Below are 13,902 nucleotides of genomic sequence, written 5' to 3' on the forward strand. Positions count from 1 at the left end.
TCGATCAAGAGGGCATGCGGCATCAATAATTAGCAATATTTAATAAAAAAGAGAGAAGCAAATGAAAATGAATCGACTGTATGCGGCAACCGTGATCGGAGCGGCGGTATTGCTGGCGGGATGTGGCGGTGGAGATGGTGACGGTAGCGGTGCCAAGGCAACCGGTAACACCAGTAACAGCAACAACGGCTCGACCGGTTCGGCGACCGATACCACGTCGACCGATCAAACCGCCACATTCAAGTGTCCGAGTGGCTACAAGTCGATACAGGTGACGAAGAGCACGATCCCGAATGCAACGATGACGCTCGTGACCGACGATGGCGTGGCGACGTATACGTTCAAGACGCCGCAGGACGGCGTGGTTCGTGACGGGACGGTGTGTCTGGGCAAGCCCGATCCGGTTCCCGCAGGCGTTCAGGCCGATGTGATCTACGAGATCAAGACGTATGGCGGTTTCTACGAAATGTCCGACCGGAAACTGACCCTGAACTTCACGTCGAACCTCATTCCCGATCCGTCCCCGCCGGTGATCGAGCTGGCGGACGTATCGAGCGGGACGGTCACGTACAAGCCGGCTATTCAGGGGAGCCTCATTTCAACTCCGCCGAATTTCAGCCTGAGTGTCTATCCGAACGCTCCCGGTTTGTATGTGGTGCGCCTGAAACGATAAGCACCGTGCCCGGCCATGGCGAGCGTCCCGTGTCGTCAGACCGACGACTTGGCGCGTTGAGCCGCGGCAGTCATGGCGAGCACTGCTTCTTTGATATCGGGTCGCCCAGGCATCCTTGCACGTTTGGGCGGCGAAGGGCCAGCAAGATATGACAAGCTGGCCGAAAGCATTTGACCCCATTCAAAGAAGCCCGCCCGGCCTTGCGAATTCGTGCTCGTCGCGGCGCTCCGCCCGGCAGATTTCTCCCAAATGCATCACAAGTCATTCATCCGATGAAAAATCCCCGCCGGTTCCCGGTATGATGCGCACCTTGCGTTTGTCGAACGCCCTATTTTTGATGCAATTTTGATGGGCGAGGCCCCACAAAACCGCACAATCCGAAGCTGAAAGATTCTGTAATATAAATTCCGTATACTCGTAAGTTCTGATCCAGGCGCCGCCTGCCATTTCTTCGGCCGACCGCCCACGCAGAACAACCAGATACGTCGCCGCCTGGCCGTCTTGCGCCGCGACACGCTATGCACCACCACTGAACATCTATGTCTTCCCGCCACTCTGGTTCGCCCGGCCGCGCCGCGGCGGTGATCGCCCGTGTCCGGGCGCTGATCCGCAACGAGCGTGTGCTGTCGCCGCTGCTCGCGCTCGGCATCGGCCTGCTGCTGATCGTGGTTTTCCAGCACCTGTCGGAATCCGTCGACTACCGGTCGGTGATCCGCGAGTTGCGTCACATGTCCGTCGGCGAGTGGGGCGCATCGCTGGCCGCGACGGCCCTCAGTTATCTCGCGCTCGTCGCCCGCGATGCGGTCGGCCTGCGTTATGTCGCCGCGAAGGTGCCGCGCGTCGCGTTGTGGATCGGCGCGATCGCCGGGTCCGCGCTCGGTAACGCGACCGGCTTCGGCGCACTGACGGGCGGCGCGGTCCGCGCACGCGTGTACGGCGTGTCGGGCGTCACGCCCGCGCAGATCGGCCGGATGACGGTGTTCACGAGCGGCACGCTGGCGCTCGCCATGGTGTTGATGACGGCGGTCGGCATGGTCTGCGTGCCGGAGGCGCTCGCCGCGATGCTGCACGTCGCGCCCGGCGTGCTGACGTGGGGCGGCGCCGCGCTGCTCGTGATACTGGCCGCGATCGTCGCGATGTGCGGCAGAACGGCGCGCCCGGTCGTCACGCGTTTCAAGTGGCTGTCGTTCGACGTGCCGGCGCGGCGCGATCTCGTCGCGCAGGTCGTCTATGCGATCCTCGACGTGGTCGCCGCGGGCCTGACGCTGTGGGTGCTGCTGCCGGCCGCGCCGGTCGGCTTCCCGACCTTCATCACGGTGTATGCGGCCGCGCTGCTGCTCGGGATGATCGGCCATACGCCGGGCGGGATCGGCGTGTTCGAAGCCGCGATGGTCTTCACGCTCGGTCGCGAAGTGCCCCCGCACGCGATGGTCGCCGCGCTCATCGCGTATCGCGCAATCTACTTCGGCGTGCCGCTCGTGCTGTCGGCCGGCCTGCTGGCCGGTTTCGAGGGCCGCGCGCTGCGCCGCCGGCTCGTCACGCGGCAGGCCGTGCGCGTGTCGCAGCTCGCGCCGGTGTTCCTGAGCCTCGTGACGTTCGCGGTCGGTAGCATGCTGGTGATCTCGAGCGCGACGCCCGCGTTCTGGCACCGGATCGCGATCCTGCGCCACCTCGTGCCGCTGTGGGTGCTTGAAGGCTCGCAGGTGATTTGCAGCGTGCTCGGCGTCGCGCTGCTGTTCGTCGCGCGCGGGCTGCTGCGCCGCCTCGACGGTGCGTGGTGGATGACCTTCGCGCTGACGCTCGCAAGCCTCGCGCTGTCGCTCGCGAAAGGCCTCGCGTTCGTCGAGGCCGGCGTGCTCGGCACGCTGCTGGTGCTGCTGCTCGTCAGCCGCCGCCGTTTCAACCGCCATTCGTCGCTGCTCGCGGAGCGCTTCACGGTGAGCTGGTTCGTGTCGGTGGCGATGGTGCTGATGCTGGCCGTGTGGGTGCTGTTCTTCGCGTTCCGCGACGTGCCGTACACGCGCGAGCTGTGGTCGCATTTCTCGTTCGACGCGCGTGCGCCGCGTGCGCTGCGCGCGACGCTCGCAGCCGGCGTGTTCGTCGCGCTGTTCGCGCTGTGGCAACTGCTGCGCCCGGCGCCCGGCCGTTTCGTGAAGCCCGCGGCGCAGGACCTGTCGGATGCCGAACGGATCATCCGCGCGCAGGAATGCAGCGATGCGGGCCTCGCGCTGATGGGCGACAAGTCGTTCCTGTTCTCCGAATCGCGCCAGGCGTTCCTGATGTACGCGAAGTACGGCCGCACGTGGGCCGCGCTGCACGACCCGGTCGGGCCGCGCGAGGAATGGCCTGCGCTGATCGGCAAGTTCATCGCGCTCGCGCACGCGCACAGCGGTCGTGCGGCGTTCTACCAGGTGCGCGCCAACGCGCTGCCGCTGTATCTCGACGCGGGGCTCACGCTGATGAAGCTCGGCGAGGAAGCGCATATCGCGCTCGACCAGTTCGACCTGAAGGGTTCGAACCGGTCGCACCTGCGCTACGCGCTGCGCCGCGGCGACAAGGATGCGCTGACGGTCGAGGTGATCGCACCGCCGGACGTGCCGGCCACGCTGCCGGCCTTGCGCGACATCTCCGATGGCTGGCTCGACAGCCGCGACGCGCGTGAGAAGAGCTTCTCGGTGGCGGCGTTCCACGACGGCTATCTGGCGACGCAGTCGGTGATGCTCGTGCGGCAGGCCGACAAGCCGATCGCATTCGTCACGTTCATGACGACCGACCTCAACACCGAGGCGACGGTCGGCGTGATGCGGCACCTGCCGGACGCATCGCCGTACGCGATGGAATATCTGTTTACGCAGCTCGCGCTGCATCTGAAGGAAGCGGGCTTCCGCAAGCTGAGCCTGGGCATCGCGCCGTTCTCGGGGATGGGGGCGGCGAAGATGCCGTCGCCGTGGCACCGGGTCGGCCTGATGGTCTGGCGCTTCGGCGGCCGCTTCTACAACTTCCGCGGCTTGCGCGCATTCAAGAGCAAGTTCGAACCGCACTGGGAGCCGCGTTATCTCGCGGCCTCGGGCTCGGTCGGCGTGTTCGTCACGCTCGCGGACCTGTCATTGCTGGCTGGAGGTCGGCGTTCATGATGTTGAAGAAGGGAATCGCGCGGGCGGCAGCCGCCTGCGCGGGAATGATGCTGGCCGGCGCCGCGTGCGCCACGCAGCCGGCCGCGGTGAAGGCCGAAACCGTATCGGGCGGCCGCTACGGGCCCGTGACCGTGACCAAGCCCGGCGGGCCGCTGCGCGGCTTCGTCGTGCTGTTCTCGCGCGAGGCCGGCTGGAGCGCGGCCGACCAGCAGGCCGCCGATGCGCTCGCGAAAGCCGGTGCGATGACGGTCGGCGTCGATTCGGAGCGTTACGCGACGAATCTCGCCGCGAAGCAGGAGACCTGCCACCACCTCGACGGCGACGCCGAAGCGGTCAGCCACCAGCTCGAACGCCTCGCGCAATCGTCGCGCTATTTCACGCCGATCGTCGCGGGCGTGGGCCAGGGCGGCGCGATCGCGAAGCAGATCCTGTCGATGGCGCCGGAGAACACGATCGCCGGCGTCGTATCGGTCGGTCCGGCGGCCAGGCTCGATCCGCGCTTCAAGCCGTGCCCGCCCGATCCGACGATCGTGCGCCGCGCGATGCCGGGTTTCGTCGAAACGGCGGCCGCGGGCGATTCCGCGAAGCTCGTGTCGCTCGTCACGTCGCACCTGCGGGACACCACCAGCAGCGACGAACTCGACGTGTCGGATCTGCCGCTCGTCGAGCTGCCGGCCAAGGGCGGCAACGGCCAGCTCGCGATCGTGATCTCGGGCGACGGCGGCTGGCGGGATCTCGACAAGACGATCGCCGAGGCGCTGCAGCGCGACGGCGTGTCGGTGGTCGGCATCGACAGCCTGCGCTATTTCTGGAGCGAGAAGCCGCCGGCGCAGGTGAGCCGCGATCTCGCGCGCGTGATGCGCACCTACATGGCGCGCTGGCACGCGAATCGCGTGGCGCTGGTCGGCTACTCGTTCGGTGCCGACGTGATGCCGTTCGCGTACAACCGGCTGCCGGCCGACCTGCGCGACAAGGTCGCCGTGATGTCGCTGCTCGGCTTCGCGCCGGCCGCCGATTTCCAGATCCGCGTGACGGGCTGGCTCGGCATGCCCGCGAGCGACAAGGCGCTGAAGGTCGCGCCGGAAATCGCGAAGGTGCCGCCGCAGCTCGTGCAGTGCTTCTATGGCGCGGAGGAGAAGGACACGATGTGTCCGGCGCTCGTGAATACGGGCGCCGACGTGATCAAGACGCAGGGCGATCACCACTTCGGCCGCGACTACATCGCGCTCGAGAAGAAGATTCTCGGCGCGTTCGGCAAGCCGGTGGCGGCGCGCTGAACGCCGGCGCCCGCTTCGCGGCGGGCGCCGGCCGGACCTTTCCGGTTCTTCGTACGGGCGGCCAGCGTGCCGCCCGTTTCATTTTGCGGCGGGCGTTGCCGCGTTCTGCTGCGGCATCGCCGTTCTCGCATCGCGCTGATAGAAGCCCGGGAACCGGTCGAGCTGCCGCCGCGCGGCCGTGATGTCCGTGCCGTCGCCGAGCACCGCGCTCGAAAACCCGGTGCGCTCCATCAGCAGCAACTGGTCGACCAGCACGTCGCCGGTCGCGCGCAGGTCGCCGGCGAAGCCGTAGCGCTTGCGCAGCAGGTAGGCCTGGCTGTACGCACGGCCGTCGGTGAACGACGGAAACTGCAGGTCGATGCGCGCGGCCAGTGCGATTTGCGCGGCAAGCGGCGGCAGTTCCTCGTCGTTGCCGATCGTCAGCGTCGCGGCGTCGTGCCGCTGCGTATCGGCGGCATGTTCGACCGGCGTCAGCAGCCGGATGCGTTCGGTCGGGTGTTCTGGCTTCATGCGGGCTCCACCTGATGGCGCGCGTTGTTCGCCGCGGCCTTGAAGGGTTCCGTGCCGATGCGGCGGACGGTGTCGATGAACCGTTCGCTGCGGCCGTCGCTGTCGATCCGCGCGTCGAGGTACGCGTTGACGATCGCTTCGACGACATCGACGATCTCGTCCGCCGAAAACGACGGGCCGATCACCTTGCCCGGCCGCGCCGGGCCGCTTGCGGTCGAGCCGTCCGAGCCGCCGAGCGTGACCTGGTACCACTCGGCGCCGTCCTTGTCGACGCCGAGGATGCCGAGGTGGCCGCTGTGATGATGGCCGCACGAGTTGATGCAGCCGCTGATGTGCAGGTCGATGTCGCCGACGTCGTGCAGCATGTCGAGATCCTGGAAGCGCTCGGCGATCGCGTCGGCGATCGGGATCGAGCGTGCGTTCGCCAGCGCGCAGAAGTCACCGCCGGGGCACGCGATCATGTCCGTCAGGAGTCCGACGTTCGCGCTGGCAAGCCCGATCGCGCGGGCGTTTTCCCACAGCGGGAACAGGTCGTCGACATGCACCCACGGCAGCACGACGTTTTGCGTGTGCGTGACGCGCGCCTCGCCGGCCGAGAAGCGGTCGGCGAGATCGGCGAGCGCATCGAGCTGGTCCGGCGATGCGTCGCCCGGTGCCTGCAGGCGGCGCTTGAACGACAGCGTGACGATGCGCAGCGCCGGGTCGCGGTGATCGGCGACATTGCGTGCGAGCCAGCGCGCGAAGGCCGGATGGTGTGCCGCCTGGGCCGATACGCGCAGGTTCGCGTCGCGCGGGCTGACCGTGCGCGGCTTGAGGCACGGCGCGACGAACGACGCGGCGACGCGGTCGAACTCGACCTGGGCGATCGTGTGCAGCCCGCCGTCGTGTTCGACGATCTGGCGGAACTCTTCCTCGACGTCGTCGATGTAGCGTTGCCCCTCGGTCTTCACGAGGATCTTGATGCGCGCCTTGTACTTGTTGTCGCGCCGTCCGTAGCGGTTGTACACGCGGACGATCGCCTCGATGTAGTTCATCACGTGCTGCCAGGGCAGGAACGCGCGCAGCAGCGTCGCGATCGTCGGCGTACGGCCCATCCCGCCGCCCACGCTCACGCGAAAGCCGAGTGCGCCCGTATCGTCGCGCACGAGCTTGAGGCCGACGTCGTGCCAGTCGGTCGCGGCGCGATCCTCGGCCGCCCCGGTGATCGCGATCTTGAACTTGCGCGGCAGGAACGCGAATTCGGGGTGCAGCGTCGTCCACTGGCGCATCACCTCGGCGAACGGGCGCGGATCGGCGATCTCGTCCGGCGCGACGCCGGCGCGCTCGTCGCACGAAATATTGCGGATGCAGTTGCCGCTCGTCTGGATGCCGTGCATGTCGACGGTCGCGAGCAGGTCCATCACGTCGGCGGCCCTGGCGAGCGGAATCCAGTTGAACTGCACGTTGGTGCGCGTCGTGAAATGCGCGCTGCGGGTCGGCAGGCGCAGCGTGCCGAGCAGGGCCTGCGCGTCGCATGCGGCGCGGTAGGTGGCGTCGTCGGGCACATCGTAGTCGCGCGCGATCCGCGCGAGCACGCGCAGCTGCGCGCTGGACAGTTCGCCATAGGGCACGGCCACGCGCAGCATCGGCGCGTGGCGCTGCACGTACCAGCCGTTCTGCAGGCGCAGCGGCCGGAACGCGTCTTCGCTCAGCGTGCCGAGCTGCCAGCGCTCGAGCTGGTCGCGAAACTGGGCGGCGCGGCTGTGCACGAGCGCCCGGTCGAAAACGGTATATCGATACATGACGTGATACGCGAGAGGAGCCACGGCACGATGCGCACGGCTCGGGAGGGCGTTGCGACGGGTGTCAGGCAACCGGAGACAGCGTAGGGAACGCGGGGCGGCGGGACAAGCAGCAGATCGGGACGAAAAGGGCGCAGCAGATGGCCGGCGAAAGGCCGGTGCGGGCCGGTGCGGGCCGGGCATGCGCGCATGCCCGTGACAGGGGCTTACGCGTCGGCGTCGACGACGAGCGCCGGATCGAGCGCGCGGATGCGCTGGTCGATGAAGTAGCCGCCGCCTTCCTGGTAGCGCAGGAACAGCCGGCCGCACGCGCGGCAGCGGCTCACGGTGCAGCGGTTGTACGGGAAATGGCGCAGTGCGATCGGCGCGTCGTCCGACGCGTAGCGCGTGCCGGCCGGATGATATTCGGCGTAGGTCGGCTCAGCCTCGCCGGGCGGCGTGAGCGTGGCGACTTCGGTCAGTTGCGCGTCCTGCAGCGACAGCGGCAAGGTCGTCCATCCGGCGAGCGGCGTTTTCGTGCAGGTGCACGGCTGCGTGACGTGCGCTGCTTCGGTGGCCAGTTTCAACAGCGCGTCGTGATCGAGGTAGGGCAGTTGACTCATGGGAAGTCATGAAGAGGCGGCGGGATCAGCACTGTAACCCGCGCACGGGTTGCGTGCAGGGTCGTGACGCAGGCGGCGTACCGTGCGCGCTTCAGTCGCCCTTGCGGACCGACGGCTGCGCGACCAGTTCGCCGAGCACGCGGATCGCGCGTTCGATGTCGCGACTCCACGGATGGCCGAAGTTCACGCGCACGCAACGTTCGAAGCCGTGCGCGGCCGAAAACAGCGGCCCCGGCGCGAAACTGATCCCGCGTGCGATCGCCTGGCGATGCAGCTCCATCGCGTCGATCGCGTCGGGAAACGCGAGCCACAGAAAATAGCCGCCTTCGGGCCGTACCCACTCGACGCCGGCCGGCAGCCAGCGGCGCAGCGCGTCGTCCATCCGGTCGAGCTGCGTGTGCAGCGCGCCGCGCAGCTTGCGCAAGTGCCGGTCGTAGCCGCCGTGCTCGAGATAGTTCGCGATGCCGGCCTGCGCGGGAATGCTGGCCGACAGCGTCGTCATCAGCTTGAGCCGCTGCACCTTCTCCGCGAACCGGCCGGCGGCGGCCCAGCCGATCCGGTAGCCGGGCGCGAGCGTCTTCGAGAACGAGCTGCAGTGCATCACGAGTCCGTGCCGATCGAACGCGCGCGCGGGCAGCGGGTAGTCGGGGCCGAAATGCAGCTCGCCGTATACGTCGTCCTCGATCAGCGGCACGTCGCGCGCGGCGAGCAATTCGACGAGCGCACGCTTTTTTTCGGTGGACAGCGTGACGCCGGTCGGATTCTGGAAATTGGTCATGAACCAGCACGCGCGGATGTCGTGCCGGTCGAGTGCGTTCGCGAGCGCATCGAGATCGAGGCCCGTGCGCGGATCGACGGGAATCTCGACCGCGCGCAGGTCGAGCCGTTCGATCGCCTGCAGCGCCGCATAGAAGCCGGGCGCTTCGACGGCCACGACGTCGCCGGGCCGCGTGACGGCCATCAGGCACAGGTTCAGCGCTTCGAGTGCGCCGTTCGTGACGACGATTTCGTCGATGGGCTGCGAGATGCCCGTCGCGAGATAGCGCCGGGCGATCTGCTGGCGCAGCGCCTCGTTGCCGGGCGGCAGGTCGACGACCGTGCTCCACGGGCTGACGAGCCGCGTGGCCTGCGCGAGCGATTTCGCGAGGCGCGGCAACGGAAACAGTTGCGGCGACGGGAATGCGGAGCCGAGCGGCACGATGCCGGGCTGCGTGGCTGCGTCGAGGACGGAGAACACGAGGCTGCTGATGTCGACCTTGCGCGTGGCGCCGGCCCGTTTCGCGCGGCGTGTGGGCGCCGGGCCCGCCTCCGGCGTTGCGCCCGGCGCGACGTAGTAGCCCGAGCGTTCGCGCGCACGGATCAGCCCCCACTGTTCGAGCAGGTAGTACGCGCGAAACACCGTCGACTGGCTCACGCCGTGCTGCGCGATGATCTGCCGCAGCGACGGCAGGCGCGTGCCGACGGCGAGGTTGCCGTTGCGGATGTCGTCGGCGATCGTATGGGCGAGGGTTTCGTAGCGTTTCATCGGCGAGGGTGGCGCGCGCCGTCGCCGCGCGCGGGCCGGACTGGCGCCGCGCCGGCGGGCGCGGCTCATTGTCCGATGCGCGGCCCGAAAAGGAAAGTGCACGCGTGCCGGCCGCGCGTTCTCGCCGCGTCAGGCCGCGTTCGGCTCCACGTTCCGCCGGTTCGCACCGCTGCGCAGCGGCGGCAGCGGCTCGACCTTGCCGACGATGAACAGGTACGACAGCGCGCCGACCACGCACAACGCGCCGGCCACCGCGAGCGGCACGACGAACGAGCCCTTCGTGATCGACAGCATCACGCCCGTGAACGTCGTGATGAAGATCCCCGCGAGATTGCCCGCGAAATTCTGGATGCCGCCGAGCGACGCGACATGCGCCGGCGTCGGCGCGACTTCGCCGACGAGCGTCCATACGTTGGCGCCCGCGAACGACAGGCTGGCATACGCGAGCGCGAACAGCGCAAGGCACGCCCAGACGTTCTCGACAAAGGCCGACAGCGCGATCGACGAAGACAGCAGCATCCCGAGCACGAGGCAGGTCTTGCGCGCGGCGGTCGCGCTCCAGCCGCGGCGGAACAGGCTGTCCGACACGTAGCCGCCGAGCCAGCCGCCCGGAATCGCGAGCAGCGCGGGCAGCATGCCCCACGTGCCGAGTGACGCGAGCGAGAAGCCGCGCGACTGCAGCAGGTAGCTCGGGAACCACGTGATGAAGAAGTAGATCGCGAAGTTCAGGCAGAACAGGCCGATCATCATGCCCCACACGGTGCGATAGCGGAACAGGTCGAGCCACGACACCTTCGGGCCGTCGGTTGCGGCCGCAACGGCCGATGCGCCGCGCTGCGCGAGCAGGGCATCGACGGCATCGGGCGCGATTGCGCGATAGCGTTCCGGGTCTCGATAGACGAACCACCACGCCAGTGCCCACACGATGCCGATGCCGCCCGTGATCACGAACGACCCGCGCCAGCCGACGATCGAGATCAGCCACGCGACGAGCGGCAGCGACAGCGCGGAGCCGACGCGCGAGCCGCTGTCGAAGATGCTGCTCGCGAGCCCGCGTTCGCTGCGCGGGAACCAGTTGAACGCGACCTTCGCGAACGACGGGATCGCGGCCGCTTCGCCGACGCCGAGCATCAGCCGCACGCCGACGAGCTGCGCGAGGCCGCGTGCGGCGCCCGTCGCGACGGTGAACACCGACCACCAGCCGACCGCGAGCGCGAGGCTCACGCGCACGCCGACCTTGTCGATGAACCAGCCGGCCGGCAACTGCAGGAACGCGTAGGTCCAGAAGAACGCGCTCAGCACGAGCCCCATGCCGACCGCGTCGAGGCCGAGGTCGGCGCGGATGCTGGGCGCCGCGATCGCGAGGTTCGCGCGATCGATGAAGTTGATGACGTTGGCCAGGAAGCACATCAGGATCATGGCCCATCGGATGCGTGGCATGGGGTGTCTCCGTGCGGAATGTCGTGACGGGCGGCCGGCGATCCGCTGCGCCGGCCGCCTCGATGGGCGGGTTATTGCGACGCTTGCGGCGCGCGGTCGTACTTCGCCAGCGCTTCCCACAGGCCGTTCAGGTAGACCGCGCCGAGCGCGCGGTCGTAGAGGCCATAACCGGGCTTGCCCGTCTCGCCCCAGATCATCCGGCCGTGGTCGGGGCGCACGTAGCCGGTGAAGCCGGTGTCGTGGTACGCCTTCACGATTGCGGCGATGTCAAGCGAGCCGCAGCTCGACAGGTGTGCGGTTTCCTCGAAATCGCCGTTCGCATCGACCTTCACGTTGCGGATGTGCGCGAAATGGATGCGGCCCATCGCGCCGAACTCGCGCACGAGCGCTTCGACATCGTTCTGCGGGCCCGCGCCGAGCGAGCCCGAGCACAGCGTCAGCCCGTTTGCGGGCGTGTCGACGATGCGCACGATCCGCGCGAGATCGTCGCGGTTCTTCACGATGCGCGGCAGCCCGAAGATCGGGCGCGGCGGATCGTCGGGGTGGATCGCCATCTTCACGCCGGCTTCCTCGGCCGCGGGGACGATCGCCTTCAGGAAGTATTCGAGGTTCGCCCACAGCGCGTTTTCGTCGACTTCGCGATAGTCGGCGAGCAGCGCCTGCAGTTGTTCGGGCCGGTAGCTCGAATCCCAGCCGGGTAGCGCGATGCCGTCGTTCGGATCGATCCGGTCGACCGATGCGGTGCTGAACGCGAGGCAGGTCGAGCCGTCGTCGAGCGTCTTCGACAGCTCGGTGCGCGTCCAGTCGAACACGGGCATGAAGTTGTAGCAGATGACGCGGATGCCGGCCGCGCCCAGATGGCGGATCGTCTGCCGGTAGTGGTCGATCAGGCGGTCGCGGCCCGGTTTGCCGAGCTTGATGTCCTCGTGAACGGGCACCGATTCGACGACTTCGAACTGCAGGCCGGCGCGTTCGATCGTCGCCTTCAGCGTGTCGATCTTGTGCGCGGGCCAGACTTCGCCCACCGGTTCGTCGTAGATCGCGGACACGATATGCGTGACGCCCGGAATCTGGCGGATGTATTGCAGCGAGACCGGATCGGACTCGCCGTACCAACGGAAAGACATCTTCACTGGAGCGGCTCCTGGCTGGCGGTTCATGCATCGGGCGACCGGGCGGCAGTGTGCCGGCCCGTCGTCGGTGTGCGGATTATGATTGGTATGCCAGTTGTGTGGGATAGTGGTTTACCAGTTGTCCGATTCAGGATTGGCCGGAACGACGCTTCCGGGAGCGTCCAGTCGAGCTGGCCGACAGGCCGAACCGGATGCGGGCCGGAATTGGTGTACCATTTTGGCGATCCGGCGCCGCGACGGCGCCGGCCAGCTTGTTGAGAGCCTTTCGATGACCGATCTTTCCAGCCTGCCCGCCAACCGCGACACCGATGCCGCGGACCGCTCCTATATCGGCCTTGCGCGGCAGATTCACGCGATGGTGGCCGCCGGCGCGTTCGAAGCCGGCGCGCGGCTGCCGTCGGAGCGCAGCCTGGCCGACCAGTTCGGCGTGAGCCGCACGCAGGTGCGCGAGGCGATCATCGCGCTCGAAGTGCAGGGGATCGTCGAGGTGCGGATCGGTTCGGGCATCTACGTGTCGGCGGCCGATGCCGCGCGGCCGGTGACGTTCGAGGTGCCGCGCGGCCCGGGGCCGATCGAGACGCTGCGCGCGCGCGGGCTGATCGAGGCGGAGGTTGCCGCGCTCGCGGCGACCGAGCGCAAGGATGCCGATCTCGATCGCCTGTTTTTCTCGCTGACGACGATGCGCGAGCAGATGGACGACAAGGCTGCATACGACGCGGCCGATCGCCAGTTCCACCTGCGGATCGCGGAATCGACCGGCAACACGGTGCTGCTGCACATGGTCACCGCGATGTGGGACTGCGCGCGCAGCGATCCGCTGTGGGACAAGATCGAGGAGCACTTTCACTCGACCGCGCTGCGCGAGGCGTCGCAGGAGGATCACCAGCGGATCTTCGCGGCGATCATGGCGCGCGATGCGGGAGGGGCCCGCGACGCGATGCGCGCGCACCTGTCGCGCGTGATCGCGGAGTTCACGCAAGCGTGGCGCTAGCGCGCCGGCAGCAGGCGAGCGGTGCGACAGGCCCGCTGCCGCGGGCCGCGTTTCAGGCCGCCGCTACCACCATCAAAGCCCTTCGAACAACGCGACATGCTCGTCATACGCGCGCTGCTGCCGTGCGTACGCATCGTCGAGATGCTCGTGCAGTGCGCGCTCGGCCGCATCGGCGTCGTGCCGCTCGAGCGCGTCGAGCACTTTCTGATGCTGCGCAAGCGTGACCTCGCCGACGATCGGATCGCGCACGGTCACGTGCCGCACACGGTCGATCGGCGCGCGCACGATCTCGACGAGCTGCTGCACGCGCGGTAGCCGGGCGGCCGCGCTGACGGTTGCATGAAACGCGTTGTCGCACGCGATCGCCGCGACCGCGTTGCCGCGTTCGATCGCGCGCCGGTGCGCATCCTGGATGTCGTGGAGCTGTTCGAGCTCGCGCGCGCTGATGACTTCGGCCGCGCGGCGGATCGCGGCCGTTTCCAGCACCTTGCGGATCAGCGCGCTCTCGACGAACTGCTCGCGCTTCACGGGCGCGACGAAGGTGCCCGATTGCGCGGCGATCAGCACGAGCTCCTCGCGTGCAAGCTGCAGCAGCGCCTCGCGCACGGGCGTGCGCGACACGCCGAGCGCCTCCGCGATCGCGCGCTCGTAGATCACGTCGTTCGGAAGCAGCGTCATCGTCACGATCGCGTCGCGCAACAGCGCGTGAATCTGCACGGACAGGGCCTGCGAGCGGTCCAGCGTGAATTCGGCTGGGATCAGGCGGGCGATGAAGGTGTCCTGGGTGGTGCGTTCTGACTTCATGAATGGGCTAGAGGGTGGCAGGCGACCGGCGT

Annotated in this window: 11 protein-coding genes; 4 read left to right on the forward strand and 7 right to left on the reverse strand. The window is 68.1% G+C overall.

The window, feature by feature from the left end:
- Positions 1-67: 67 nt before the first annotated feature.
- The 3 genes from ABY44_RS31325 to ABY44_RS31335 all read left to right on the forward strand — a co-directional run bounded on the left by ABY44_RS31325 (position 68) and on the right by ABY44_RS31335 (position 5,084).
- Positions 68-673 carry a hypothetical protein gene (locus ABY44_RS31325; protein WP_060170621.1) on the forward strand — a complete coding sequence of 202 codons (606 nt, stop codon included), beginning with the start codon at positions 68-70 and terminating at the stop codon, positions 671-673.
- A gap of 539 nt (positions 674-1,212) precedes the next feature.
- Positions 1,213-3,807 carry a bifunctional lysylphosphatidylglycerol flippase/synthetase MprF gene (gene mprF, locus ABY44_RS31330; protein ID WP_059697370.1) on the forward strand — a complete coding sequence of 865 codons (2,595 nt, stop codon included), beginning with the start codon at positions 1,213-1,215 and terminating at the stop codon, positions 3,805-3,807.
- Positions 3,804-5,084: a virulence factor family protein gene (locus ABY44_RS31335; RefSeq protein ID WP_059697369.1), complete on the forward strand. Its 1,281-nt coding sequence runs from the start codon at positions 3,804-3,806 to the stop codon at positions 5,082-5,084. The genes mprF and ABY44_RS31335 overlap by 4 nt, the downstream gene beginning before the upstream one ends.
- Positions 5,085-5,162: 78 nt before the next feature.
- Here the strand turns inward: ABY44_RS31335 and ABY44_RS31340 are convergent, their stop codons facing one another.
- From ABY44_RS31340 to uxuA, 6 genes are all read right to left on the reverse strand, one after another.
- Positions 5,163-5,594, reverse strand: coding sequence for a DUF934 domain-containing protein (locus ABY44_RS31340; protein ID WP_060170624.1), 432 nt, complete (start codon positions 5,592-5,594; stop codon positions 5,163-5,165).
- Positions 5,591-7,375 (reverse strand): nitrite/sulfite reductase, encoded by a 1,785-nt coding sequence (locus ABY44_RS31345; protein ID WP_091919301.1) that lies wholly within the window; start codon positions 7,373-7,375, stop codon positions 5,591-5,593. Before ABY44_RS31345 ends, ABY44_RS31340 begins: the two co-directional genes overlap by 4 nt.
- Positions 7,376-7,581: 206 nt before the next feature.
- A complete protein-coding gene (locus tag ABY44_RS31350) occupies positions 7,582-7,977 on the reverse strand; it encodes a hypothetical protein (RefSeq protein WP_027791795.1) in 396 nt (131 codons plus the stop codon).
- Between the two features lie 91 nt (positions 7,978-8,068).
- Positions 8,069-9,502 carry a PLP-dependent aminotransferase family protein gene (locus ABY44_RS31355; protein WP_059683774.1) on the reverse strand — a complete coding sequence of 478 codons (1,434 nt, stop codon included), beginning with the start codon at positions 9,500-9,502 and terminating at the stop codon, positions 8,069-8,071.
- A 129-nt stretch (positions 9,503-9,631) separates the two neighbouring features.
- The gene (locus ABY44_RS31360; RefSeq protein WP_060170628.1) at positions 9,632-10,942 is read right to left on the reverse strand and encodes an MFS transporter; all 1,311 of its coding nucleotides are present in this window, start codon (positions 10,940-10,942) and stop codon (positions 9,632-9,634) included.
- Positions 10,943-11,013: 71 nt separating this feature from the next.
- Positions 11,014-12,075 carry a mannonate dehydratase gene (uxuA, locus tag ABY44_RS31365; RefSeq protein ID WP_196487865.1) on the reverse strand — a complete coding sequence of 354 codons (1,062 nt, stop codon included), beginning with the start codon at positions 12,073-12,075 and terminating at the stop codon, positions 11,014-11,016.
- Positions 12,076-12,343: 268 nt separating this feature from the next.
- Here uxuA and ABY44_RS31370 point away from each other — a divergent pair, with 268 nt between their 5' ends.
- Positions 12,344-13,066, forward strand: coding sequence for a FadR/GntR family transcriptional regulator (locus ABY44_RS31370; RefSeq protein WP_059697364.1), 723 nt, complete (start codon positions 12,344-12,346; stop codon positions 13,064-13,066).
- A gap of 72 nt (positions 13,067-13,138) precedes the next feature.
- Here ABY44_RS31370 and ABY44_RS31375 read toward each other — a convergent pair whose 3' ends face one another.
- On the reverse strand, positions 13,139-13,870 hold the full coding sequence (locus ABY44_RS31375) for a GntR family transcriptional regulator (RefSeq protein WP_059697363.1): 732 nt from the start codon (positions 13,868-13,870) through the stop codon (positions 13,139-13,141).
- Between the last annotated feature and the right edge of the window lie 32 nt (positions 13,871-13,902).

It is taken from the genome of Burkholderia sp. ZZQ-2 (assembly GCF_050768715.1).
In the GTDB taxonomy this organism is placed as follows: Bacteria; Pseudomonadota; Gammaproteobacteria; order Burkholderiales; family Burkholderiaceae; genus Burkholderia; species Burkholderia cepacia.

Bases quoted from the DNA above. Each gene is read 5' to 3' on its own strand.
- mprF (WP_059697370.1), top strand. From the start codon at position 1,213: ATGTCTTCCCGCCACTCTGGTTCGCCCGGCCGCGCCGCGGCGGTGATC.
- ABY44_RS31375 (WP_059697363.1), bottom strand. From the start codon at position 13,870: ATGAAGTCAGAACGCACCACCCAGGACACCTTCATCGCCCGCCTGATC.
- ABY44_RS31355 (WP_059683774.1), bottom strand. From the start codon at position 9,502: ATGAAACGCTACGAAACCCTCGCCCATACGATCGCCGACGACATCCGC.
- ABY44_RS31340 (WP_060170624.1), bottom strand. From the start codon at position 5,594: ATGAAGCCAGAACACCCGACCGAACGCATCCGGCTGCTGACGCCGGTC.
- ABY44_RS31370 (WP_059697364.1), top strand. From the start codon at position 12,344: ATGACCGATCTTTCCAGCCTGCCCGCCAACCGCGACACCGATGCCGCG.
- ABY44_RS31335 (WP_059697369.1), top strand. From the start codon at position 3,804: ATGATGTTGAAGAAGGGAATCGCGCGGGCGGCAGCCGCCTGCGCGGGA.
- ABY44_RS31325 (WP_060170621.1), top strand. From the start codon at position 68: ATGAATCGACTGTATGCGGCAACCGTGATCGGAGCGGCGGTATTGCTG.
- ABY44_RS31345 (WP_091919301.1), bottom strand. From the start codon at position 7,375: ATGTATCGATATACCGTTTTCGACCGGGCGCTCGTGCACAGCCGCGCC.
- ABY44_RS31350 (WP_027791795.1), bottom strand. From the start codon at position 7,977: ATGAGTCAACTGCCCTACCTCGATCACGACGCGCTGTTGAAACTGGCC.
- ABY44_RS31360 (WP_060170628.1), bottom strand. From the start codon at position 10,942: ATGCCACGCATCCGATGGGCCATGATCCTGATGTGCTTCCTGGCCAAC.